This window comes from Streptomyces graminofaciens (assembly GCF_030294945.1).
Taxonomy (GTDB): Bacteria; Actinomycetota; Actinomycetes; order Streptomycetales; family Streptomycetaceae; genus Streptomyces; species Streptomyces graminofaciens.
This window is the reverse complement of the sequence record NZ_AP018448.1, coordinates 2,695,929-2,720,064: the sequence shown is the minus strand read 5'-3', so window position 1 is coordinate 2,720,064 and position 24,136 is coordinate 2,695,929. Positions and strand designations below refer to the sequence as shown.

General features: G+C 70.2%; 15 protein-coding genes and 3 pseudogenes. 6 read left to right on the top strand and 12 right to left on the bottom strand.

Annotated elements, in window-relative coordinates:
- Positions 1-206: 206 nt before the first annotated feature.
- Positions 207-3,305 carry an AAA family ATPase gene (locus tag SGFS_RS11905; RefSeq protein WP_286249818.1) on the top strand — a complete coding sequence of 1,033 codons (3,099 nt, stop codon included), beginning with the start codon at positions 207-209 and terminating at the stop codon, positions 3,303-3,305.
- Positions 3,306-3,538: 233 nt separating this feature from the next.
- Positions 3,539-4,021, top strand: a pseudogene (locus SGFS_RS11900) (transposase); the annotation flags it as partial.
- A gap of 335 nt (positions 4,022-4,356) precedes the next feature.
- Here the strand turns inward: SGFS_RS11900 and SGFS_RS11895 are convergent.
- Positions 4,357-5,733: an amidase gene (locus tag SGFS_RS11895; protein ID WP_286249817.1), complete on the bottom strand. Its 1,377-nt coding sequence runs from the start codon at positions 5,731-5,733 to the stop codon at positions 4,357-4,359.
- A 203-nt stretch (positions 5,734-5,936) separates the two neighbouring features.
- Between SGFS_RS11895 and SGFS_RS11890 the strand changes: the two genes are divergently transcribed.
- From SGFS_RS11890 to SGFS_RS11875, 4 genes and pseudogenes are all read left to right on the top strand, one after another.
- A complete protein-coding gene (locus SGFS_RS11890) occupies positions 5,937-7,781 on the top strand; it encodes a family 20 glycosylhydrolase (RefSeq protein WP_286249816.1) in 1,845 nt (614 codons plus the stop codon).
- A 24-nt stretch (positions 7,782-7,805) separates the two neighbouring features.
- Positions 7,806-9,386, top strand: a complete 1,581-nt coding sequence (locus tag SGFS_RS11885; protein ID WP_286249815.1) for an alpha-L-fucosidase — start codon at positions 7,806-7,808, stop codon at positions 9,384-9,386.
- 237 nt (positions 9,387-9,623) lie between these two features.
- A pseudogene (locus tag SGFS_RS11880) lies at positions 9,624-9,857 on the top strand (fuconate dehydratase); the annotation flags it as partial.
- Positions 9,854-10,609 (top strand): SDR family NAD(P)-dependent oxidoreductase, encoded by a 756-nt coding sequence (locus tag SGFS_RS11875; RefSeq protein WP_286249814.1) that lies wholly within the window; start codon positions 9,854-9,856, stop codon positions 10,607-10,609. The pseudogene SGFS_RS11880 and the gene SGFS_RS11875, both read left to right, overlap by 4 nt.
- A 225-nt stretch (positions 10,610-10,834) precedes the next feature.
- On the opposite strand, the gene SGFS_RS11870 is transcribed toward SGFS_RS11875, so the two are convergent.
- From SGFS_RS11870 to SGFS_RS51815, 11 genes and pseudogenes are all read right to left on the bottom strand, one after another.
- On the bottom strand, positions 10,835-11,755 hold the full coding sequence (locus tag SGFS_RS11870) for an MFS transporter (RefSeq protein ID WP_286249813.1): 921 nt from the start codon (positions 11,753-11,755) through the stop codon (positions 10,835-10,837).
- A gap of 39 nt (positions 11,756-11,794) precedes the next feature.
- Complete coding sequence (locus SGFS_RS11865; RefSeq protein WP_286249812.1) at positions 11,795-12,292, bottom strand: MFS transporter; 498 nt, start codon at positions 12,290-12,292, stop codon at positions 11,795-11,797.
- A gap of 408 nt (positions 12,293-12,700) precedes the next feature.
- Positions 12,701-14,506, bottom strand: coding sequence for an RICIN domain-containing protein (locus SGFS_RS11860; RefSeq protein WP_286249811.1), 1,806 nt, complete (start codon positions 14,504-14,506; stop codon positions 12,701-12,703).
- Positions 14,507-14,578: 72 nt separating this feature from the next.
- Entirely contained in the window at positions 14,579-16,702 is a 2,124-nt protein-coding gene (locus tag SGFS_RS11855; RefSeq protein WP_286249810.1) for a beta-galactosidase, read from the bottom strand.
- Positions 16,703-16,748: 46 nt separating this feature from the next.
- Positions 16,749-17,684, bottom strand: coding sequence for a carbohydrate ABC transporter permease (locus SGFS_RS11850; protein ID WP_286249809.1), 936 nt, complete (start codon positions 17,682-17,684; stop codon positions 16,749-16,751).
- Positions 17,681-18,622 carry a carbohydrate ABC transporter permease gene (locus SGFS_RS11845; protein WP_434026835.1) on the bottom strand — a complete coding sequence of 314 codons (942 nt, stop codon included), beginning with the start codon at positions 18,620-18,622 and terminating at the stop codon, positions 17,681-17,683. The genes SGFS_RS11850 and SGFS_RS11845 overlap by 4 nt, the downstream gene beginning before the upstream one ends.
- 80 nt (positions 18,623-18,702) lie before the next feature.
- Complete coding sequence (locus SGFS_RS11840) at positions 18,703-20,088, bottom strand: ABC transporter substrate-binding protein (RefSeq protein ID WP_286249808.1); 1,386 nt, start codon at positions 20,086-20,088, stop codon at positions 18,703-18,705.
- A gap of 406 nt (positions 20,089-20,494) precedes the next feature.
- Positions 20,495-21,637: a LacI family DNA-binding transcriptional regulator gene (locus SGFS_RS11835; protein ID WP_286249807.1), complete on the bottom strand. Its 1,143-nt coding sequence runs from the start codon at positions 21,635-21,637 to the stop codon at positions 20,495-20,497.
- A gap of 90 nt (positions 21,638-21,727) precedes the next feature.
- Positions 21,728-22,186 (bottom strand): hypothetical protein, encoded by a 459-nt coding sequence (locus tag SGFS_RS11830; protein WP_286249806.1) that lies wholly within the window; start codon positions 22,184-22,186, stop codon positions 21,728-21,730.
- 159 nt (positions 22,187-22,345) lie between these two features.
- Complete coding sequence (locus SGFS_RS51820) at positions 22,346-22,876, bottom strand: X2-like carbohydrate binding domain-containing protein (protein ID WP_434028191.1); 531 nt, start codon at positions 22,874-22,876, stop codon at positions 22,346-22,348.
- Positions 22,877-23,032: 156 nt separating this feature from the next.
- A pseudogene (locus tag SGFS_RS51815) lies at positions 23,033-23,908 on the bottom strand (glycoside hydrolase family 5 protein); the annotation flags it as partial.
- Positions 23,909-24,136: the final 228 nt, after the last annotated feature.

Sequence of the window (24,136 nt, the reverse complement as noted above, 5' to 3'; positions counted from 1 at the left end):
CAGCGGCTCCAGCTCGCCCCGCACCGCCACCTCCGGTCCCAGCGCCTCACCGATCTGCCCGGTCGAAATGGAGGGCGGCCGGCAGAGGGCGATTGCCGGTGAGTAACATCCGCTGAGCGGTGCAACACCGGAGTCTTTGCCAGGCTGCTTCGGGCAGGACTCCAACGGATCGTCCTCCGAGGCGGGGGCGGTGTGGGGGGAGCGAGTTGGCGACGTTCGGTGAGATGTTGTTGGTCTTCCGCAAGGCCGCGGAGCTGACGCAGGAGGAGCTTGCCGAGGCCTCCGGGTTGGCGGCCCGGTCCATCCGGGATCTGGAGCGGGGCCGGCGGGCGCGTCCGCAGCGCCGCACGGTGCAGATGCTGGTGTCGGCGCTGGGGCTGGGTGACGCTGACGCCGCCGCGTTGCTCGCGGCGGGCCGCTCCGGCCGGCAGGTGAGTCCTCCTGTCGACGACGGTGCGGTGGGGTCCGGCCTGCTCGGTCGTCAGGGCCAGCTGGTGATGCTGGAGCGTGCGGCCGGTGAGGCCCGGGCGGGCCGGGGCGGCGTGGTGCTGGTCCGGGCGGGCGCGGGGATGGGGAAGACCGCGCTGCTGGATACGTGGGTGGCCGTCCAGGATCCGCGGGAGATCCGGGTGGCGTCCGCGAGCGGGGCGGAGCTGGAGCAGGGCTTCGCCTTCGCGGTGCTGCGGCAGCTGGTCGAGCCTTTGCTGGCCCGAGCCGGTGACGCGGGGCGGGCGCGGCTGTTGTCGGGGCCGGCGCAGTTGGCGTCGCACGCTCTGCGTGTGGAGGGGACCGGTGAATTGTCGCCCGAGGCGTCGCTGGGCCTTCTGCACAGTCTGTACTGGCTGATGGTGCATGTCGCCGATGAGGGGCCCGTCGCCTTGGTGGTTGACGACGTGCACTGGGCGGATGTCCCGTCGTTGCGGTGGCTGGAGTACCTGGCGCGGCGTCTGCGGGGTCTGCCCTTGCTGCTGGTGCTGGTGGGGCGGCCGAACGGCGGGGCCGGGGTCGAGCCGATGCTGGAGCGGATCGCCGGACAGCCGTACTGCCGTCTGGTCGGCTTGCCCGGGTTGGACATCGACAGTGTGACCCACCTGGTGCGGGTGAGCCTGGGGCCCTGCGAACCACGGTTCGTCGCCGCGTGTGCCTCGGCCACCGAAAGCAACCCGCTGCTGCTGCACGAGTTGCTGCGGACCCTGGCCGACAACCAGGTCAGGGCCACCGACGATCAGGCCCATCTGGTGGAGGATTTCCGGGGCCGGATCCTGGGCGGAACCGTGGTCAAGCGGCTGGCCGAGGAACCGGAGCCGGTCCTCCGTCTGGCGCGGGCCCTGGTGGTGCTGGGGGACGAGGCCACCTGGAAGGTCGCGGCCGAGCTGGCGGGGCTGGGCGAGTCGACGGCACGGGAGCTTGGCCGTCGGCTGCGGCAGATCGGTGTGCTGGCGTCCGATGAGCCGGTGCGGTTCGGGCATGCGCTGGTCCGCACTGCTGTTGCCGAAGCCGTCCTGGGGCCGGTGGAGCTGGCCACCGGTCACGCGCGGGCAGCCGAACTGCTGCGGAGCGACGGCGCGGCCGATGACCTGGTGGCGGCCCACCTGCTGCTGGCCGAACCGGGCGGTGAGGCCTGGTGGGTGGACACCTTGAGACAGGCGGCGCGGGCGGCTCGTGGCCGAGGGGCTCCGGAGGTCACCGCTGCCTACCTGCGCCGGGCTCTGCGCGAGCCGGTGTCTGTTGAAGAGCGTGGTCCTCTGCTGCTGGAGTTGGGCAAGGACGAGATGCAGGTCGATGTCGGGGCGGCCAGGCATCATCTGACGCAGGCCTCGACGGCGCTGGCCGACCCGTACGCCCTGGCGGACGCGGCCTCCGCGCTCGGCAGCGCGCTGTTCCTCAGCCATGAGCACGAGCGTGCCGTCGACGTCCTCGCCCGTGCGGTGGAGGACCTGCGGCAGACCGACGACGGTACGGGCCTTGCTCGTGAGGTGTCGTGGTTCCTGCAGGCGCAGATGCTGTTGATCGGTTATGACCACCTGTCCACCCTCTCCGTCGCCCGGCAGCACGCGCGACGGCTGTGGGACCACAAGCTGGCCGGTGACACCCCTGGTGAGTGCATGGTCCTGGCCGCGCTGTCCGCCCCGGCCATCACCGGGGAAGCCAGCGCCCAGGTCGCCAACGACCTCCTCGACCGGGCCCTCCGAGGCGGCCTGGCCGCAGTGGACACTTCCCAGATGCTCGTGACCCTCGCCGGGTTGGCCCTTGCGGCCACCGACCGTCTCGACGACGCGGCAGCGCGATTCGACCGCATCGCCGACACGGGCGGCCGATGGGGCTCATTCCTATTGGTCTCGTCCGCGATGACCTGGCAGTTGCTCATCCAGGCCCGCCGTGGCCGACAGCTCCGGCTCACCGCTGACTTCGGACACCCCGCCACCACGGCCGACCAGGGCTTGGAGCCTCGGGTCAGGCTGGCGTTGACGACCCAGGTGGGCGAATCACTGATCGAGCAGTGCGACCTGACCTCGGCGACGGCAGCGCTCACCGCGGACGCCGACTTCAACCGGGTGGGCTGGACCTGGCAGGGCCCAGTGTTACTCGCACGCAGTCGCCTGCTCGCGGCGCGGGGCAATCCGGCCGCAGCCCTCGCCGTCCTGCACGAGTACGGCGCGGAGGAGAACCGCGCACGGGTCACGAATCTGGCCGGGGCGCCCTGGCGGTCGCGGGCGGCCTTGCTGCACCTCACGCTCGGACAGCGGACGGACGCGCTCCAGCTGGCCACCGAGGAACTGGAGCTGGCCCACCAGTGGGGCACCGAGCGAGCGATCGGGGTGGCCTCACGCTGCCTGGGCGTCATCCACGGCGGCCGCAAGGGACAGGCTCTCCTGCGCGAGGCCGTGGCCCTGCTGAAGCGGTCCCCCGCCCGACTGGAACTGGCCCGCGCCCACTACGGGCTGGGAACCGCCCTCATGCGCGGCGGCGAGGCCGACGAGGCCCGCCAGGCCCTCACCCAGGCGCTCCACCTCGCGGACACCTGCGGCAGCGTCCTGCTGGCCGGCCAGGTGCGCGGAGCGCTCGCCGCGGCAGGAGTGCGCCCGAAGCCGGCACCGCCGGTGGCCCCGAGCCTCTCCCTGACCGAACACCGGCTGGTCGAGCTGCTCCGCGCGGGTCACAGCGACCGTCAGATCGCCCAGGCCCTGCTCCTGACCCCGCACGACGTGACCGGACTGATCGAGCAAGCAGGCCGGAAACTGGGGGTGCCCGGCAGGGCGGAGCTGGCGTCCCCGTCCCCAGCCCAGGACCAGCCCGACCAGTAGACCAGCGGCGAGCAGAGCAGACACGCGGGTACAGGTGTGCGCACGCGCACCTGTACCCGCGGACCCGTCGCCGTCACTGCACCGGGGCCTCCCACGGGAGTGGCCGATCAAGGGCGGATCTGCTGATCGACCGGCCCGGAGTGAGGGGCTCCAGCTGACTGGCCAGAGGCTCATGAAGATCTTGGGTTCTGGCCCTGCCGCGTCAGCGGAAGGGCCGGACTCGTCATGTGGCGATGGGTGAATGGGTCGGCGAGATGGTCGGGCCGGACGTGTGGGGGACGTGCCGGGATCTGATCCCGGCCGGGAGTGTGTTCGCGTTTCTGGCCGAGCGTCGTGGCGAGCTGTTCCCGGCCGAGATGTTCGTGGACATGTATCCGTCGGCGAACGGACGGCCGAGCATGCCGCCGCAGATCCTGGCCGCCGCGATCACCTTGCAGGCCCTGCACGGGCTGTCGGACTTCGAGACGGTCCAGGAACTGCGGTGCGATCTGCGGTGGAAGGCAGGATGCGGGCTGGGCCTTCACGACATGGCGTTCGATCCGTCACTGCTGGCCTACTTCCGCCGCCGGCTGGCCCGTTCCGCCCGCCCGAACCGCATCTTCGAGGCCGTGCGCGAGGTCGTGAAGGCCACCGGTGTCCTCAAGGGCAAGCACCGCCGGGCGCTGGACTCCACCGTGCTGGACGACGCGGTCGCCACCCAGGACACCGCCACCCAGGACACCGTCTCCCAGCGCTGCTTGGGCCGACCATGTGGCCGGGCAGTCGGGGGCCCGCCGTGACAATGTCACCAAGGACCTGGTGGCGCTGACCCGGTTGTGGGCCTTCGACGCGGCCAGCCCGACCCCGGCCGGGATGCCGATGCCGCCGTGGAACCGCCTGGGCGTCGACGACTTCCTCCCCGTCCAGGCGACGGCCGGACGGGGTCACAGGGCGGTACGTGGGTTGATGTCCGCTTCTGTCTTTCGGGAGGGGCAAGCGGGCTGAAGGAGTGGCGCGGCCTGGCCGCGCGAACGGACAAGCTCGTGATCGCCTGCCAGGCCGCGCTCCACCTCTAGTCGAGCGGCGCCGTCCGCCGCCACGGGGCCGACCGCTCCAACTGGCCCGCCACCGCCAGGAGTTCCAGCTCCGAACCGGGGCGGCCCACCAGCTGCACGGCGCCCGGAGCGCCCGACGGCAGTGTGCCGAACGGCACCGACAGCGCGGGCCAGCCCGTCAGGTTCCACACCGGGGTCAGCGGCGAGTAGTACGTGTTGACCAGCAGATTAGGCAGCCAGCCCCGTTCGTGCCAGTTCGCGGCGGCGGGGGCTCGCCGCGCGAGCGCGGGAGTGAGCAGCACGTCGTGCTCGGCGAAGAACGGCTCCATCCGCCGCCGCAACTGATCCCTGCGCCCGCTCTTGCGAACGCCGTTCTCGAAACGGCGCCCCACAGCCGCGTGCACCCGGGTCCGCCGGGTCAGCCGCTGCGGATCGAGGCCCTCGGCGTCGACCGCCGTCCCCGCCGTCCAGTGCGCCAGCGACGTCGTGCCCAGCCAGAGCGGGTACGGCGGATCGGCGGGCCGCACCCGGTGCCCCGCCCCGGTCAGTGACTTCGCCGCCGCGCGGGCGGCATCGGCGTACGGGCGGGTGACGGCGACGCCGGCCAGGGGGCTGCGTACGGAGAGCGCGATTCTCAGGGCTGACGCCGCGTACTCGGACGGCGGTGCGATGTCGGAGCCGGCCTTTCCGGCGGCTTCCGCGTCGCCCGCCAGCACCCGGAACATCAGCTGGGCGTCCTCGACGGTCGTCGCGAGAGGGCCGTTCTCCGTCATCCCGAACCAGTCGCCGTGCCCGACATCCGCAGGGACGACGCCGAAGCCCGGCTTCAGGCCCAGCAGACCGCAGTTCGCGGCCGGTATGCGCAGCGAGCCCATTCCGTCGTTGCCGAGCGCGAGAGGCACGAACCCGGCGGCGACCGCGGCCGCGCTGCCGCCAGACGAGCCGCCCGCCGTACGGGTGAGGTCCCACGGGTTGCGGGAGATGCCGTGCACCCCGTCCGTGGTGCCGAAAACCCCCAGCTCGGGGATGTTGGTGAGGCCCACGACCACCGCACCCGCCGCGCGCAGCCGGGCCACGGTCACATGGTCGTGGTCCGCCGGTGTGTCCGGGGTCGCGGCGGAGCCGTGTCGGTTGGACTCGCCGCGCACCGGGAGATTGTCCTTGACGGCCACCGGCACGCCCGCCAGGGGGAGTTCGGCCAGGTCGGCGCGGGCGGCCACCTCGTCCGCCTCGGCCAGGGCGACCGCCGCGCGGACCGTGCGGAACGCGCCCACGCGCCCGTCGAGAGCCTCGATCCGCGCCAGATGCTCTGCCACCACCGCGCGCGGTGTGATCCGCTTCTCCCGAACGGCGGCGGCTATCTCGACGGCGGTCCGGCCGACCCAGCTGGTCACGGGTGCTCCCTGTCGGTGTGGTGTGCGTGGGAGCACTGTGCCCTGTGGGTCGGCACCACGTCGAGAGTCGACTTCACAGACCGGAACCGGTCATCCGATCACCTCTCTCAACTTGCGTATCCGGCAGCCCCATTGACAGGTGATGGAAACACTTCAAGGATGCAGACATCCGATGCCTTCATCTGCCTGTGAGGTGGAGTGGTATGGCCTGGTCCAGAGTGGTCGGTGTCGTGGTGGGACTGGTGCTGGTCGCGGCCCCTGTTCCCGCGGTGGCTGGGACGGCGGCCGGACCGCCTCCCGTCACGGTGCCTTCGCTTTCCAACTGGACGGCGGGACAGGGCAGTTACGCCTTCAGGTCCGGCGCCCGCATCGTGGCAGGGGACGACGCGGCCGTGGCGGTGGCCCGAACGCTCGCCGACGACCTGGGCGCCGCGGGCCACGGTGGAGTCCCCGTCGTACGGGGTGGCGCGCGGGCCGGAGACATCGTTGTCGACGTCGACCCGTCCGCGGCCCGGCTGGGCGCCGAGGGGTACGAACTCCGCGCGGGCTCCCGCCTGTCGATCACCGGCGGGACCGACACCGGTGCCTTCTACGGCACCCGCACCCTGCTCCAGCTCCTGGCCCAGAGCGACCGCGTACCCGCCGGACGGACCGTCGACGTGCCCCGGTACGCCGAGCGGGGCGTCGGCGTCTGCGCCTGCTACATCCACATCTCCACGGAGTGGCTGGAGAACCTGGTGCGCGACATGGCGTACCAGAAGCTCAACCAGCTCCTGCTGGAACTCAAGGTGAAGAGCGACGCCCACCCCGAGGCCAACACCTGGGGCTACTACACCAAGGATGAGATCCGCCGTCTCGTCGCCCTCGGCGAGAAGTACCACGTCGAGATCATCCCGGAGATCAACTCCCCGGGCCATATGGACCCCTGGATCGAGAACCGCCCCGACCTGCAGCTCACCGACGACGACGGCGACAAACAGCCCGCTCGGCTCGACGTCACCCAGCAGGCCGCCTACGACTACTACACAAGCCTGATCGACGAGTACGCCGAGGTCTTCCCGGCGGCCTCCTGGCACATGGGCGCCGACGAGTACATGCTCGGATCCGACTTCGCCAAGTACCCACAGATCCTCCGATACGCGCGGGCCAGGTACGGGGAGAACGCCACTCCGCAGGACGCCTTCATCGACTTCGTCAACCGCGTCCACACGTACGCGGCGAGCAAGGGCAAGAAGCTGCGGATCTGGAACGACGGACTCACCGGCGCCAACACCGTGCCGGTCACGGCGGGCACGACCGTCGAGCACTGGTTGAACGTGGCCGTGAAACCGAGCCGACTCATCGCCGACGGCTACCCGCTGATGAACGCCGCCTACGCCCTCTATCTCGTGCGCGGCGGCTTCCACACGGACACCAAGGGCCTGTACGACCAGCACTGGGACCCACGCAGCTTCGAGGGCGAGAAGCTCGCTTCCCCCAAGGGCATCACCGGCGCGAAGATCAGCCTCTGGCCGGACAACGGGCGCGGTGAGACCGAGAACGAGGTTTCCACCGATCTCGACCCGGCCCTGCGGCACCTTGCCCAGGCCACCTGGGGCACACCGCACCCGGACGCGACGTACACCCAGTTCACCGCCAGGGCGGCAGTGGTCGGACACGCACCGGGGTGGCGCGACCTGACCCGGGTGCCGGTCACCGACGGGACATACACCTTCCGCAGCGGGGCCGTGACCGCCGACTACACGGTGCGCCGCACCCCGGACGGATACGTGACTCTCATATCCGTCGCGAGCGGCAGATGCCTGGAGACGCGGAGCGGAAGGATCGTTCTCAACGTCCCGCTGGAGCCGGGCAGCGCGGTCACCGAGGAGATCTGCGCCGTCGGTAACACCCTGCAGCGCTGGGTGCTGGAGCCCGGGCCGGCCGGCGGTCACATACTCGTCAACGCCATCACCCGGATGGCCGTGCACATCGCGGACGGGGGACGGCTCGTGCAGTACCCACCGGACCAACAGCCCCAGGCCGTATGGCAGTTGACCGCCCGCTGAACCGAACCGAGGAGCTCTGCACGCATGTCCGTCTCCCGACGCCTCTTCGTCACGGCGGCCGTCGCGGTCGCCTCGTCCGGCGGAACCTCCCTCACCCTCGCGGCACCCGCGTCCGCCACGGGCACCCCCTTTGTACCGCCATCCCCGGCCTTCGTTGAACCCTCTTCCCGCATCCCGGTCGGCCCCGACGACACCGAGGCGGAACTCGTCCGCAAGGCCTCCCAGGTCCGGCCCACCGCACGGCAGATCGCCTGGCAGCGGCTGGAACGCACGGCCTTTTTGCATTTCGGCGTGAACACCTTCACCGGCCTCGAATGGGGCACCGGTGACGAGGACCCCGATGTCTTCCAGCCGGTCGGCCTCGACACCGACCAGTGGGCCAGAGCCCTGCGCGACGGCGGCTTCAAACTCGCCATTCTCACCGTCAAGCACCACGACGGCTTCGTCCTCTACCCCTCCCGCTACACCGGCCACACCGTGGCGTCGAGCAGCTGGCAGGGCGGACGGGGCGACGTACTCCGCTCGTTCGCCGACTCGATGCGCCGACACGGCATCAAGGTCGGCGTCTACGTCTCGCCCGCCGACGAGAACCAGTATCTGCACGGCGTCTACGCCAACGGCAGCGCCCGCAGCGAGCGCACCGTCCCCACCCTGGTCGAGGGCGACGACCGCCCGGGCGGAGGCGCGTCCTTCACGCTCCCCGCCACCGACTACGGCGCCCATATGCTCAACCAGCTCTACGAGGTGCTCACCGAGTACGGGCCGGTCGACGAGGTGTGGTTCGACGGCGCCCAGGGCCGCATCCCGCCGGACAAGGTCGAGAAGTACGACTGGGACAGCTGGTACACGCTGATCCGGACCCTCGCCCCGGACGCCACCATCGCCGTCTCCGGCCCCGATGTGCGCTGGGTCGGCAACGAGGGCGGGTTCGCGCGAGAGAACGAGTGGAGCGTCGTACCCGTCCAGGAGAAGGACAACGGGCGCATGGACTTCGCGCTCTCGTACGACGCGCCCGACATGGGAGGGCGGGCCGCCCTGGTCGCCGCGCGGCCCGTGGCCGACTACCTCCAGTGGTGGCCGGCCGAGGCCGACGTGTCCATCCGCGACGGCTGGTTCTACCACGCAGACCAACAGCCGAAGTCCGTTCAGCAGCTGACGGACATCTACTTCGGCTCGGTGGGCCGCAACGCCGTACTGCTGCTGAACATCCCGCCGGACAAGAACGGCCTTCTCCCCGCCGCCGATGTGACCCGGCTCCGGGAGTTCCGCGAGCGCATCGACCGGGAGCTGCCCGAGAACCTGGCTCTCGGCGGCCGGGTCACCACCTCACCGGGGACGATCACGGTCGACCTCGGCACCGTACGGGAGGTGGACCGCATCCGTCTCGCGGAGGACATACGCGAGGGGCAGCAGGTCGAGGGGTGCGTCGTCGAGGCCGACGGCACGGGCGGCTGGAGCACCGTCGCCACCGCGGGCACGATCGGCGCGAGCCGCATCCTGCTGCTGCCGAGGCCCGTCCGAGCCCGCAGGTGGCGACTGAGAGTGACGAGAACGCGACAGTCCGCGCGCATGGCGGAGTTCGGGCTCTACCGGTCGCGATCATGACGGTCGTCGGGCCGGATCGGGTGCGCCGCCGCCTCCCTGAGTAGGCGTGATCCGACGAATTCGACGGAAATCGGGTGGATCTTGGAGGTTTCGGGTGTTGTGGTGCCAGATAGGTCTGATGAATACTTCAGATGAGCCGAGCTCCTCGTGACGACTGAAAGGGGTTCTGTGTCGTCGACCACCGCCCGCGTCACCGCAGTCGACCCCTACGGCCTCCACGCCAAGTTCGCCATCGATACGACCGAGGATTGGGTCATCGAGTACGTCGACCATCTGCACGACCACTTCCTCGACCCGGTGGTGATCCGAGGGGGTCATCACACGGCACCCACCACGGCACCCACCACGCCGGGCTCCTCGGCCGCGAAGCGACCGGAGTCCATCGCGGAGTTCACGTTCCCCGGCGGCGCCTTCCGGGCCGCCGACCTCGCCGACACGGGCATCGACGCGCAGAAGAGGCAGGCCGCATGAGTGACTTCCAGGGGCTCAAGGCTTTGGTGACGGGTGGTGCCTCCGGCATCGGCCGGGCCACAGCGGAACTTCTCGCCGCGCGCGGCGCCCAGATCGCCGTCCTGGACCTGGACCCGTCGTCGGTCGAGAAGCCGATGCTCGCCCACCGCGCCGACGTCACCGACGACGCCTCCGTACGGGAGGCGGTGGCCGCCGCGGTCGCCGAGCTCGGCGGGCTGGACGTCGTCGTCAACAACGCGGGCATCGGCGCCCAGGGCACCGTCGAGGACAACGACGACGCCGAATGGCACCGCGTGCTCGACGTCAACGTGGTCGGCACGGTCCGCGTCACCCGCGCCGCCCTGCCCCATCTGCGCCGGTCGTCCCACGCGGCCGTCGTCAACACCTGCTCCATCGTCGCCACCGCGGGTCTCCCACAGCGTGCCCTCTACAGCGCCACCAAGGGAGCGGTCCTCTCGCTGACCCTCGCCATGGCCGCCGATCATGTCCGCGAGGGCATCCGTGTGAACTGCGTGAACCCCGGCACGGTGGACACCCCCTGGGTCGGCCGCCTCCTGGACGCCGCCGACGACCCGGCCGCAGAGCGCGCCGCCCTGGAGGCCCGCCAGCCCACCGGCCGACTCGTCTCGGCCGCCGAAGTCGCGGGCGCCATCGCCTACTTGGCCAGCCCCCTGTCCGGCGCCACCACCGGTATGGCACTCGCGGTGGACGGCGGGCTGCAAGGGCTGCGTCTGCGCCCGGTGAGCCGATGAGCGGTCCGCGAGCGAGCCCACCGGGCGGCGGCGACCTGGAGGCCGATCGCTCGGTCGGCATCGGTGGGGAGGCCGGCTCGCCGGGCGGCAGCGGCTCGGTGGCCGATCGCTCGGGCGGCGGTGGCTCAGCCGGAACCGGCTCCGTGCTCCGTCTTCCCGGCCGAACGGCCGAGGAGGGGAAACGATCGGAGCCGGTCCCGGGCGGTGCGCGCCGAGGTCGCGAGGTCAGGCCGCCTGGCCGACCTCGGCCTCGTCGAGGCGCTTGCTCCTGGGGATGAGGAGGACGAGCAGCGTGCCCAGGGCGCAGCATCCGACCACCAGCCAGAGGCCGTTCGTGAAGCCGGTGTCGAGGTAGAACTGGGTGCCGTGCATGATCGCCCCGTGCTGTGCCATCACGACGAAGGCCAGCTGGGAGACGACGATCTGTGCGACGCCCTGGCCGAGGGTCTGGGCGCCGTTGCCCAGGGCCTGTTCCTCGGGGGTGACCACCTCGATGATCATGATGGGCACGATGGCCATCACCATGCCGGTGCCGAGTCCCGCGATGAGGCCCATCCCCACGATCTGGGGGGCGCTGTGGTGCAGTTGGGTGCCGATGCCGTAGCCGAGGACGGTGAGCGCGGAGCCGGTGCCCAGGAGGATCCGTGCGTCCGTCCGGCGGGCCAGGACGCCGGTGCCGACGGCCGCAACGATGATCATGGCGCTGATGGGGCTGGTGACGATGGCGTTGTGGGTCCCTGACCAGCCCAGGCCTTCGGAGACGCCGGGGATCTTCGGCATCAGTATCAGCATCTGGATCACGACGCCGACGGCGCTGAGCGAGCCGGCCGCCACGGAGGCGGCCAGCAGGACGGTCCACACCGGGCGACGCCGGGTCATGGCCGGCGGGAACAGCGGTTCGGCGACCCGGCGCTCGACGAGGACGAAGGCGATCAGCGCGATCAGCGCCCCGGCGACATAGGCGGCGAACTCGGCACTGTCCCAGCCCCAGTGCGAGCCCTGGCCGACCGCGTAGACGAGCGCCGTGATCCCGCCCCCGAGGAGAACGCCGCCGACCCAGTCCATCCGGCCGCCCGCCTCTCGGACCGGGCTTTCGGGCACGAAGGCCGCCACCAGCACGAAGCTCACGGCGGTGCTGACGGCCATGAACCACAGCACGCCGCGGAAGCCGTGGTCGTCCAGGAGTCAGCCGGACAGGAACGGCCCGCCGAAGGCGACGAGGCCGACACCGCCGGCGAGGATCCCGCTGGCGAGTCCGACCCAGCGGCGGGGGAACACGTCACGGGTGATGGCGTAGGCGAGCGGGGCGGTGGCCGCGTAGACGCCGGCGATGCCGCGCCCGATGAGGAGGGTGCGGTAGTCCGTGGCGAGGGCGGCGATCAGGTCGCCGACGAAGCCGAGCCCGGTGGCGACGAGCAGGACGCGCTTCTTGCCGAAGAGGGCCGCGGCCTTGACCGCGAAGGGCAGGAAGAAGGTGCCGGTCAGGAGGGTCATCAGGGTGAACCACGCGATTTCCGTGGTCCGGAAGTGGATCGCGACCTCGGCCTGCGAGATGCCGGACAAGGCGGCCATGAGGGCGACCAGTTGGACGGTCCACACGAGCGCGACGACGACGAGGACGTTGCGGCCGGTGGAGGGGGATCTCTCTTCGGCCGGCGGAGCGGCGGTTCGGGTCTGGGACATCGCGGGCCTTCCATGGGTGAGCGGCGAACCGGAGAGCGGCCCCGGTCCGGGGCGTTGCATGCGGGGGAAGGGGCACCGGCACAGCCATGGGTGATGTCCGTGCGGAGCCTCGATGCGGCTGCCGGAAAGATAGACCCAACGGTCGGTACAATCAATGAGAGGTGTGCAGAAAAAGGGTCCCGCACGTTGACGGGACCTGTGTGAGACCTTCCAATACGCCTGTGACCAGGCTCTTCGTCGCAGTCCGCGGGCAAAGGGCCCTGTGCTGCCCGACCGGCCCGTGTCCCGCTCAGCGGAATGCCCACGACCTCAGGCGCTTGCTGCCGGGCAGAAGGAACCGGCCGGGCCCGGCTCGATCGCCGGGGCCCGACCGGTGGTCCTGTCAGGTCCGCCCTTGGAAACGGGGTTCTACTGGACCAGCTCCCAGTCCTGTGATCCGTCCGTGGCCGCGTTCTGCAGAGTCAGCTGCGCCCCGGCGGAGGCGCCGGTCAGGTAGAGGTTCGGGTTCTTGACGGACTGCAGCTTGTAGAACCCGTCGTCGGTCTTGACGAGGTTCCAGCTGCCCGTGGCGCTGTCGTCCACCCACTGGCCGATCTTCTGGCCGACCGTGGCGTTGCCGGTCCAGATCGCCGCCGCGCGTCCGCCCGCCTTGTTCAGCAGGGTCTTGCCACCGTTCGGCTCGGTCACGACGTGCCAGAACTGCGTGTCCGCGTTCGCCGCCGAACCGGGGGCCTCCAGACGGACGTCGGGCACGTCGCCGTTGCCGAGGTTCGCGTCGTTGGTCTTGTTCCCGGTGCCGATCACCTGGTCGGTCTTGCGGTTCACCAACTGGTAGTAGAGGCCGTCCGAGTGGCCGAGATCGATCTCGGCGAACTTGAGCGTCGACGTGCCCTGGTTGTTGAGTATCGAGATACGGCCGGTGCCCTCGACATACTGCAGGTTGCGGCTGTAGCCGGCCTGCGAGGTCGTCTGGTACTCCTTCCACACGCCGTCGGAGCGTCCGCTCTCGTTGACCCAGACGTTGCCGCTGCCCGCGGCGTTGTAGACCAGGCGCCCACCGGGAAGCCGGATGAGCACCGGGCTGCCGCCCGCCGAGAGAGCGTGGGAACCGGTGTCGACCGGCAGAGAGTTGACCCCCGTGCCGGTGGCCGAGCCGGTGAAGAACTTCAGCGGGTCGTCGGCGATCCGGTACCGGGTGTTGGCTCCGCCGCCCCAGTACTCGTAGGTGATCATCCACTTGCCGTCCGTCGTACGGACGACGTTCGTCATGCCGGGCCGTCCGCCACCGATCTCCGACTTGCCGCCACCCATGTCCTGGGTCAGACCGGCGATGTCGACGACCGGAGCGCTCCACTGCGCACTACGGCCGTCCCAGGTCTTGTGGACCAGGATCTGGCCGAGGGAGTCCTTGGAGGTGTCGTTCGCCGGGTCGAGGGTCGGGACGCCGGTGCTCGCGTCGAAGCCGGTGTAGTCGTTCTCGTCGGAGTAGTAGCAGACGAGCTTGCCCTTGTGGACCATCAGGTACGGCTCCCAGAGGGGATCCACCTGCTTGTTCGTGTTGGCGTTCGCGATGTTCTGGCCGAGCGCGCCCGCGCTGCCGCCCTGCCAGCCGCCGGTCGCGACGACGTTCTGGATTTTCCACGTCGCACCTTCGTCGGTGCTGGAGTACAGGGCGATCGCCAGGTCCTTGCGGTCCCCGTCGTTGGACGGCGCCCAGTTCGGGTCGGCCGCCTTGTGCTCCTTGTAGTAGTAGTCGTCGCCCGACACGACGGTCGCCAGGAGCAGCGTGCCCTGCTTCAGGTCACCGACGTCCTGCGGAAGCGTGTAGAGGTACGGGTTGGTCCAGTTGCTCGTGTACTTCGCGTATTTGGCGTCACTGGAGATGTACGCCGGGGCCTTGACCTCGGCCAGCGGCTGCCACGTCGTGCCGTCGTCGTCGCTCTTGTAGACCGGGAGCGTCTGCTTGTCGGCGCTGCCCGTCTCCGTCACGACAGTGGACTTCTCGAACGCCGCGACCAGCCGCCCGCTCGGCAGCTGCGCCGACTTGGGGTAGACCGCACAGTTGCCCCGCCCCTTCAGACACGGTTCGCTGCCGAGCTGATACAGGGTCCCGCCCGTCGGGCTGTACGCCTGCGCACCGGACGCGGGAACGGCCAGCAACACGGACGACGCGGCGAATGTTCCCAGCGCCTTTCCTAGCCTTCTTCTCTGCACAGTTCCTCCTTCTGGGGATGACCACGGTGATGCCCGGGCTCTCCGACTGCGGGTAAAAAGGGGGTCAGACAGTCATTCCGCGACGAGGACGCGTACGTCCCACGGGCCGAGGTCCAGCACGGTGCCGGCCGGTACGGGATGCTCGTTCAGGGCGTCGGACAGGTCCACCGGGGCCTGGACGCTCGTGGGCTCCCAGCTCCAGTTGTGCACGATGTGGACGCGACGTCCGTCGGGGGAGGTGCCGGTCGTCGCGGTCACGGACGCCGGGAGACCCTGCCACCCGCCGCGGGTGGCAGGAGCCAGCCAGGCGGCCAGTTCCCGGGCGAGGTCGCGCCCTGGCACGGTGCCCACGGAGGTGACGCGACCGGCGCCGTGGCGGCGGGTCGTGACGGCCGGCCAGCGACCGAAGTGCGGGTGGTCGTAGGAGGCCAGCACATCGGCGTCGACGACCGTGAGACCTTCGATCCAGTGCGTCGCCGTCGCGTTCGCGGGCACCTGGAGCGGGCCGCCGGGTACACCGTGCACCCGGACGCCATGGGCGAGGTTGCTGAACTCGTCGTAGGTGACGCCCGCGGCCCCGGCGAGACGCCCGGGGGCCGGGTCGAGCCGGGCACGGGCCTCATGGTCGGCGTACGCGGTGCGCGGGCCGAGCACGAGGTGGCCGCCCGCGTGGGCGTAGGCCGCGAGCCAGTCCAGCGTGGCGTCGTCGACGACGTACAGGGCCGGGGCGACGAGGACCGGATGGCGTCGCACGGCCTCCTCCGCCGTCATGCCCGTCCGCAGCTGCCGGGCGTGGACGATCCGCACCTGGCGGCCGGCGTCGAACGCGCCCCGGTAGAAGGGGTCGAAGATGCGGTGGTACGCGGCGGGGTCCGGTTCGCCCTCGGGCGTCGCGAGCGGCGGGTACTTCTGCATCAGCCACTTGCTCGGCATCGAGTAGACCATCGCGATGTCGGCGTCCGGCTCGATACCGGCGACGAGCGGGCCCGCCTTGTCGAACTCGGCTCCCAGCCGGGCCACTTCGGCGTACGTGCGGCCCGGCTTTCCGCTGTGTGGCAGGACACCGCCCCAGTACGTCTCCGCGCCGAAGCGCAGCGTCTGCCACTGCCAGTACTCGATCATGCGGGCGCCCCGAGCCACATGCGCCCACGCGGCCTGCCGCCACTGGCCGTCGTAACCGGGGCGGTTGTCCCAGGGGAAGCCGATGGAGTTCGCGTTGGTCTCGGTGACCAGGAAAGGTGCCTGGCGGGAGGAGAACATCCAGTCGGCGGTCTGGTACATCGACCACACCCCGGTGGTCTTCCACTTCTGCTCGTGCGCGTCGGGTGTCGGGTCGGGCAGCAGCAGGCCGTCCTGCATGTCGTAGTACGGGTTGCCCGACGCGATGTCGAGGCGGTCGGTCATCTCGTCGTCCTCCACCCCCTGACGGGTGTAGGAGATGCAGGTGGTGACGAAATGCTCGGGCTTGGCGTACTCACGGACGAGGTCGGCCTGCCAGCCGATGAACTCGGTGACCTGCCGGGCCTGGAACTCCCGCCAGGCGACGTCGTACTGGGGCTGCTCGTTGCCGTCCGGCGTCCACAGGTCGGCCCAGGTCGACAGCCGGTGGGACCAGTAGACGAGGCCCCATTCGCGGTTGAGGGTCTCGACGTCGCCGTACTTCTCGCGCAGGTGGTCGACGAAGCGCTGGAAGACACCTTGGTTGTGGAAGAGGTGCAGGCCGGGCTCGTTGTCCACCTGCCAGCCGATGAGCGCCGGGTGGTCGGCGTACCGGGCGGCCATCTTGCGGATCACCCGCTCGGCGTGAAAGCGGAAGGCGGGGTGGGTGAAGTCGACCTCCTGGCGGGCGCCCCAGCCGATGCGCTCGCCGGTGCGCCGCTCACCCGTGATCTCCGGGTACTGGCGGGCCAGCCACGGCGGTACGGCGTACGTCGGGGTGCCGAGCACGACGGAGATGCCGCGCTCGTGGGCGCCGTCCAGGACGGGCTGGAGCCAGTCGAGGTCGAACCGCCCGTTCTCCGGCTCCCAGGTGGACCACACCGACTCGCCGACCCGGATCACGGTGAAGTTGGCCTCGACCATCAGATCGAGGTCGGTCTTCAGCTGTTCGTCGGGCCGCAGTTCGGGGTCGTAGGCGGGCGTGTACTCGTGGTAGTACGCGGCGCCGAAGAGGACACGGGCAGGCAGAGCCGCCATGAGGGGAAACCTCCGAGGAGATGGGGAGATGTACGGGTGGTGCGCGCTACTGCTTGACGCCGCCGGAGGCCAGTCCGCTCTGCCAGTACCGCTGCAGCATCAGGAACGCCACGACGAGCGGGACGATCGAGATCAGGGAGCCGGTCACGACCAGCGCGAACATGTCGCTGCTGGCGCCCGCTCCCCCGTTCTGCGCCTGAGCGGCCCAGGAGGAGAGGCCTACGGTGACCGGGTACAGGTCCGGGTCGTTCAGCATGATCAGCGGCAGGAAGTAGTTGTTCCAGGTCGCGACCAGCGTGAACAGAAGGACGGTCACGAGGCCGGGGCTCAGCAGCCTGAGGACGATGCGGAAGAAGATCCGGGCCTCGCCGGCGCCGTCGATGCGGGCTGCCTCCAGGAGGCTGTCCGGGACGGCGTCCTCGGCGTAGACGCGCATCAGGTAGAGGCCGAACGGGTTGACGAGGGAGGGCAGGATGATCGCCCACGGGGTGTTGACCAGGCCCGCCTTCGCGAAAAGCAGGTAGGTCGGGATCGCCAGGGCCGTGGTCGGCACCATGACGGCCCCGAGCACCAGGTTGAAGGCGGCGCGGTCGCCGCGGAAGCGGAACTTGGAGAAGCCGTAACCGCCGGCGGCGGCCAGGAGTGCGGCGCCGACCGCGCTGACGCCCGCGTACATGACCGTGTTGAGCAGCCAGCGTACGAAGACGCCGTCGTCCTGGGTGAAGGTCTCCTTGATGTTCGTCAGCAGTTGAGGAGCGTGCGAGAACCACAGGCCGAAGCTGTTGAACAGGTCCTGCGTGCTCTTGGTCGAGGCGATCAGCAGCCAGAGCAGCGGGAGGAGGAAGTAGGCGAGGGCGGCCAGCATGGCGATGGTCAGCGGGGTGCTGCGGCGGCGGGCCGACGGCCGGTGCCGCTTGCGGAACTTGCCGGCTGTGCGCTCGGCGGCCGGTGCGACGGCGGCCGGGGGAGTGAGGGTGGTCACGGAGTCCTCCTGCGGTTCGCGGTGAGCAGGACGGCGTAGGAGGCGATCACGATGACGAGGCCGAGGAGGAAGGAGACGGTGGCCGCGTAGTTGACCTGTTGGCCGGTGAAGGCGAGCGTGTAGGCGTAGAGGTTGGCGGTGTAGGAGCTCGTGATGACGTCCGGGGCGATGTTCATCAGCAGCTTGGGCTCGTTGAACAGCTGGAAGCTGCCGATCACGGAGAACAGCAGGGTGAGCAGGAGCGCCGGGCGCAGGGCGGGCAGTTTGATCGACCAGGCGATGCGCCAGGCGCCGGCGCCGTCCATGGCCGCCGCCTCGTACAGCTCGGTGGGGATCGTGCGCAGCGCGGCGTACAGGATGATCATGTTGTAGCCGACGAACTCCCAGGTCACGATGTTGGCCAGGCTGCCGAGCATCCAGCCCTCGCTGAGGAAGTCCGGGACGGGAAGACTCAGCTTCTGGGCGATCTGGGCGAACGGGCCGAAGTCCGGGCCGTACAGATAGCCCCACATGAGCGAGGCCACCACGCTCGGCACGGCGTACGGCACGAAGATGCCCAGCCGGATCACCCGGGCGAGCCGCAGCAGTCCGCTGTCGAGGGCGAGCGCGAACAGCAGCGCCAGCAGCAGCATCAGAGGCACCTGGATCACGAAGAACAGTGCCACGCGGCCGACGCCGTGGAGGAACTGCGGATCGGTGAGGGCCTGGGTGTAGTTGTCGAGGCCGACGAACGCCGTGCCGCCGATCAGGCGCTCCTGGAAGAGGCTGAGGTAGGCGGCGTAGCCGAGCGGCGCGAGGAACAGCAGGAGGAACAGCACCATGAACGGTGCGACGAACAGCGGCCCCGCCGACCGGCGCCGGCTCGCGCCGCCGAGCCCGGGGCGTCTCGGCCCGTCTCGGCGCCGGCCCTTGGGAGAGGCCGTGGTTGTTGCGGTCATCGTCGGCCCTTTCTGAGAGGGATGGTGCTGGTGGGGGGACGGGGCGGGTCCCGCGTCGTGGAGCGGGACCCGGCGGGCCGTCAGGAGTGGACGGTGAAACCCTGCTTCTTGGCGTACGTGGTGAGCCTCGACTGCCAGGTCCCGAGAGCGCGGGCGGTGTCGGTGCCGTCGGCCAGTGACTTGCCGACGGTCTCGGTCCAGTCGGTGGCCGCCTGGTCGAGGAAGGGCGGCCACTGGAAGGAGGAGCTGACCGTGGAGCTGATGTCGGCGAAGACCTGGTTGACCTTCTGACCGCCGTAGAAGGTCGGCGCGTCGCCCACGAATGAGGCGTCGGTGAGCAGGGCCTTGGTCGCGGGGAAGAAGAACTGCTCGGTGGCGAACATCTTCGCGCTGGCCGGGTCGCTGTTGAGGAACTGTGCGAACTGGGCGGCCGCGATGGGGTTCTTGGTGGACCGGATGACCGCGGTGGTCGAGCCGCCCCAGTTGCCCGAACTCGGCTTCGACGCGTCCCACTGCGGCAGCGGGGCCGCTCGCCACTTGCCCGCGGTGGCCTTGGCGGAGCCGGAGAGGAACACGGGGCCCCAGGCGGCGGTGATCCAGGTGGCGTACTTGCCCTTGTTGAGCGCGGAGTACCAGGCGTCGGTGAAGTCGGGTTCGACGCCGATGACTCCTTCCTTCGCCAGGCCGCCCCAGTATGTGCCGAGCTTCTGCGAGACGGCGTCGTCGACGCTGATGGTGATGTCGCTCTTGCCGGAGGTGACGTACGGCTTGCCGCCCGCCTGCCACAGCAGGCCGTGCCATGCGGCGACCTGGTTGGCGGCGAGGTTGGTGAGGTAGACGTCGGGGTCGGCCTTGTGGAGCTTGCGGGCCGCCTCGGCGAACTCGTCCCAGGTGGTGGGGACTTCGATGCCGTGCTTGTCGAAGATGTCCTGCCGGTAGAGCATGCCCATCGGGCCGGTGTCCTGCGGGATCGCCCACACCTCGCCGTTCGTGCCGCTGACCTGTCCCCAGGTCCAGTCGACGAACGTGTTCTTCAACGCGGCGGCGCCGTAGGGCCGCAGGTCCAGCAGACTGTTGGTGATCGTGAACGTCGGGATCGCCTGGTACTCGATCTGGACCATGTCGGGGGCGCCGCTGCCGGCCTTCAGCGCCGTACGCAGCTTGGTGTACTGCGGGGTGCCCTGACCGGCGTTGACGACCTTGACCTTGATCGCCGGGTACTTCTTCTCGAAGAGGGCGACCTCCTTGGCGATGTCCGGGACCCACGTCCAGAAGGTCAGCTCGGTCGGCGTCTTCATCGCCTTGTCGATGTCGGCCTGGCTCACCGGCTTCGCGGAGGCGGAGGAGCCGCCGCCGCTGTCGCCGCAGGCGGTGAGGGCGGCGCCCAGCGAGACCGCTCCCGCTGCGGTGAGGAAGAGCCGGCGGCTCATCTGGGAGGGGCTGGGGGTGGAACGGATTCTGAACATGGTGAACTCCCGCCGATGGCTGAGGGAAGGCACGCCGGACGAGGGCATGCGGAACAAGGGGTGACGAGGGAGAGACAGGGAACGGACGTGGCGGCCAGGACACGGGTCCGACAGGGCCGGGGGTACGTCCTCGTGGCCTCACCCGGCGGGCTTACCGCTGCTGCGGCGGGAACCCGGTGGCCGGGGGAGGCAGGGGAGGGAACGGAGAGGTGCTGCGGCGGGACTGCTGCTCAGCGGCCGCGGGGTTGAGGAGAGGAGGCGAGGTGCGTCCCCGGTGCCGCGGGGTTTCCGCGGTCTGCGGGGACACGTCGGGGAAGGGACGGCAGACGCAGGGACCGGTGCGCGGGCTCGGCCTGCGATCCCGTGCCCGGCGGTGGAGGCTGTCGCCCGGGCTGCCGCGCCCAGGTCAGTTCTGGGCGGGGACCATCGTCTCCGCGGGCGGGGCGGGCCCGCACCCGTCCGGACGGGACGCGGTACGGCGACGACCACGACCCAGGGGTGCCCGGGTGGGGGGCGGCGCGGTCGAGGCGCGGAGGACGAGGTCGACCGGTGGCTCGCTCGCCGGCAAGGGGTCCGCCTGCGGGTTCTCGATGGTGTGCACGAGGCGTTTGATCCCATCCTGCGCCACGACGTCGAAAAGCTGCCGGATCGTCGTGAGCGGAGGAGTCACGTAGGCCGCGACGGGGATGTCGTCGAAGCCGACCACGCTGACGTCCTCCGGCACGCGTCGGCCGGCTTCGGTCAGGGCCCGGATGAGGCCGATGGCCATGTCGTCGTTGGCGGTGAACACCGCGGTCACGTCGCCGTCGGAGGCCAGCCGTCGGCCGGCCGCATAACCGGAGGCCGCCGACCAGTCGCCTTCGATGACCGGCGGCACCGCTCTGCCGTGCCCGACCAGCGCGGAGCGCCAGCCCTGCGCACGGTCCCGGGCGGCGAACCACCGCTGCGGCCCCGCGAGGTGATGGACCGTCACATGTCCCAGGTCCAGCAGGTACTCGGTGGCCGTCCGCGCCATGACGTCGGCGCCGACGCCGGCCACCAGCGACCTGGGCGCCGAGAACGGCGGCGCGCCGAGGACGAGGACGGGTACGTCCACGTCGAGGCGGGCTGCGAGATCTCCGTCCCGCCCGTCGTCGATCGGCTCGGAGATGACGATGCCGTCCACGCCCTGGTCGAGGAGCGAGTCCACGGCACCGACGACTCCGGCGGGGTCGCCTTCCACCGTGTTGACCACACGGAGGGCGTATCCCATGTCCCGTACGGCGCGCTCGACCCCCATGATCAATGAGGCGGGCCCGTACAGGGCGGTCCCCAGCGTCACCACGCCGATCGACCGCGTCCGTCCGGAGGCCAGCGCCCGAGCCGCGTTGTTCAGCCGGTAGCCGAGTTCCTCCGCGGCATCGAGAACACGTCGGCGCAACTCGGCGGAGACATAGGGCTCGTCGTTGAAGACGCGGGACACCGTCTTCTGGGAGACGCCGGCAATCCGGGCCACGTCCACGCTGCGCGGAGCGCCGGTACTCCCGCCCCGTCCTGTGCCTCGCGCCATGGTGTCTCCCGACGATGATGATCCGAAGCAGTGGGCCGGTCGATGCCAGTCTGACTGCGCTGCCATGTCTACGCAGTCATAAGGTGGCCGTCAAGTGTTTGGAACACATTCGTAACCGCGTGCGGGTGGGGATGGGGGGGCGTGCGGGACGGTGCGGCCTCGCTGAGCAGCGTGAACCAGAGCCTTGTTCATGGCGCGGTTGAAGGAGTTGTCCGGGGACGGGACGGTGCCCCACAGCGGAGTGACCGCCGTGTAGCTGCCGCCCTTGCCCGGCACGCCGTCGACCGTCCGGGGCCGCTGGGCGGGGTAGGTGAGGAAGCCGGGGTCGGTCGCTATGTCGGTGCCGCCGGCGACCGACGGGATGTCCGGCTTGACGGCGCTGCTGGGCACATAGGCCGGGAGCGCGGCCTTGAGCCCCTTCTTGGTGTTGGTTCCGCCGGTGCTCTGCCCACCGCCGCCGCACGCGGACAGCAACGGCGCCATCGCAGCGGTACCGGCCACGGCCGCGGCCGTGCTCAGAAGGGTTCTGCGGTTGATCTCGTCGGTCATGGTCGGGCTGCTTTCGCCGATGGGCCTGAGGAAGGGTCTTGGGGCCGCGCGGCCGGGTGCCGGCCGCGCGGCGGTGATGCGGTGGAGCAGGAACCGGGACTGTCGAAGCGCTTCGACAACGGGCCCGGGTCGACCCGCAGAGAAGCGGCGCCGACGAGGTCAGGCGGGCGAGCCGGTCACGGCGCTTCCCGACTTGGTGACGTGGTACGTCGTGGTGGCACCGCTCCAGAAGTGGAAGGTGAGCGTCACCCGGGAGCCGTCCCGCAGGGAGTTGAAGAACTCGGCGGTCAGCTTGATGGAGTCGTTGGTGTACGCCGAGAAGGCGGTGTCCCACTGCTGGTACGAAGTCCAGCTCGCCGGACCCGCGTTGCTCCCGTCGTCGTACCTGGCCTCCATGGTCGCGAGCATGTCGCCCCGGAACTGGGTGGGGATGGACAGGCCGCCGGTGCTTCCCGAGGCGTTCGACAGGACCGGTTTGTCGTAGGTGATCACATCGATCCGCCACGGGACACCGCGGGAGAACCTCGCCTCCAGCGTCGCGTTGACGCCGTACGACCGGTCGCCGGCCAACTCGGTGAGCGCGCCGGCCGTCAGGGTGAGGCGGTTGCCGGAGACGGTGTAGTCCCTGCCCCTCAGGAGATTGCGGGAGCCGTGCCGCAGTCCCTGGAAGTCGGTGCCGTTCGGGTTCAGGGTCAGGTCCTGGCCGGCGATGGCGCCCGACTTCGGGAGGAACACCATGTCGCTGGAGGCGGTCCCGGAACGCGTGGTCCAGCTCGACTTGATCTGGGCGAACAGCTCCGAGTCACGCCATTGCAGGGTGTTGCGGTTCAGGAACTGACCGGCGTCCCAGAGCATCGTGGTGAGTTGTCGCCGACGTGCGTAGTCGCCCAGGAACTCGAAGTACTTGCGCTGTTCGCCCTGTTCGATGATGCCGGGGCGGTTGTGGTCGTAGGCCAGCAGGGCGTACTCGCCGATGACGACGGGGATGCCGCGCGCGGTGAAGGTGTTGTACGCGCGGTCGAAGGTGGCGGTGAGGTCCTGCTCCGAGGTGGCGTCGAACCGGGTGTACCCGGCGATGTTCACGCTGAACGGCCACCAGCCGTAGAAGTGGATCGTCGTGGCCACCATGGGGTCGCGCAGGTCCGCCAGCTCGGTGGCCAGCGCGTCCAGGCGGCCCTGGTCGGCGTTGGTGTACAGGGTGGGCAGCACGAGCAGGCGGTCGGCGTTCCGGCCGCCGGAGTCGCGGACGATCCGATGGGTCGCCTTGTTGAGCTCGGCCAGCAGCCGGTAGTTCTCGTCGTCGCCGGACGTGTTGCTGAACGTGGGCTCATTGATGCTCTCGAACGCCAGCTTGGGCGACCTGTCCCGGAACTCCGCCGCTATCTGGGTCCAGGTGGCGCGGTAGCGGGCGAGGACGGCGTCGTGGTCCGAGGAGAGGTTGTTGACCCACATCCAGGAGTCGTGGTGCATGTTGAGCAGCACGTACAGGTCTTCGTCCAGCGCCATGTCGACTACCTGGCGCACCTTGGCCATCCAGGCCGCATCGATCTTGTAGTCGGGCGCGGAGCCCTGGTGGATGCCCCAGGTGACGGGCAGCCGGATGCTCTTGAAGCCCTGTGACTTGACCTTCTGGAAGAGGGCCCTGGTCACGGGCGGGTTGCCCCAGGACGTCTCGTCGGGGATGGCGTCGTAGGTGTTGCCCAGATTCCACCCGGGCTGCATGGCCGCCACCGCGCTGCGGGCGGCCGGGGCACTGGGCGGAGGAACGGGGGGATCGGCGGCCTGCGCGGCGGCGGGCAGCAGCGGGAGCAGGACGAGCGCCAGGACGAGTGCAGTCAGTCTCCGCGGGGGGCGCGACGACCGGCGTCGTCGCGGAAGAAGTCTTGCGAGTCTCCTCGTCATCACGTGCACCTTCTGGTTGGGGGGTGTGCGACACGTGGGGTCGGTCCG

What these genes read in the sequence shown, in the direction of transcription:
- SGFS_RS11835 (WP_286249807.1), bottom strand. Translation starts at nt 21,637, where the DNA reads ATGGCGCGAGGCACAGGACGGGGCGGGAGTACCGGCGCTCCGCGCAGC.
- SGFS_RS11855 (WP_286249810.1), bottom strand. Translation starts at nt 16,702, where the DNA reads ATGGCGGCTCTGCCTGCCCGTGTCCTCTTCGGCGCCGCGTACTACCAC.
- SGFS_RS11875 (WP_286249814.1), top strand. Translation starts at nt 9,854, where the DNA reads ATGAGTGACTTCCAGGGGCTCAAGGCTTTGGTGACGGGTGGTGCCTCC.
- SGFS_RS11830 (WP_286249806.1), bottom strand. Translation starts at nt 22,186, where the DNA reads ATGACCGACGAGATCAACCGCAGAACCCTTCTGAGCACGGCCGCGGCC.
- SGFS_RS11870 (WP_286249813.1), bottom strand. Translation starts at nt 11,755, where the DNA reads ATGGCCGTCAGCACCGCCGTGAGCTTCGTGCTGGTGGCGGCCTTCGTG.
- SGFS_RS11865 (WP_286249812.1), bottom strand. Translation starts at nt 12,292, where the DNA reads ATGTCCCAGACCCGAACCGCCGCTCCGCCGGCCGAAGAGAGATCCCCC.
- SGFS_RS11885 (WP_286249815.1), top strand. Translation starts at nt 7,806, where the DNA reads ATGTCCGTCTCCCGACGCCTCTTCGTCACGGCGGCCGTCGCGGTCGCC.
- SGFS_RS11840 (WP_286249808.1), bottom strand. Translation starts at nt 20,088, where the DNA reads ATGTTCAGAATCCGTTCCACCCCCAGCCCCTCCCAGATGAGCCGCCGG.
- SGFS_RS11845 (WP_434026835.1), bottom strand. Translation starts at nt 18,622, where the DNA reads ATGACCGCAACAACCACGGCCTCTCCCAAGGGCCGGCGCCGAGACGGG.
- SGFS_RS11890 (WP_286249816.1), top strand. Translation starts at nt 5,937, where the DNA reads ATGGCCTGGTCCAGAGTGGTCGGTGTCGTGGTGGGACTGGTGCTGGTC.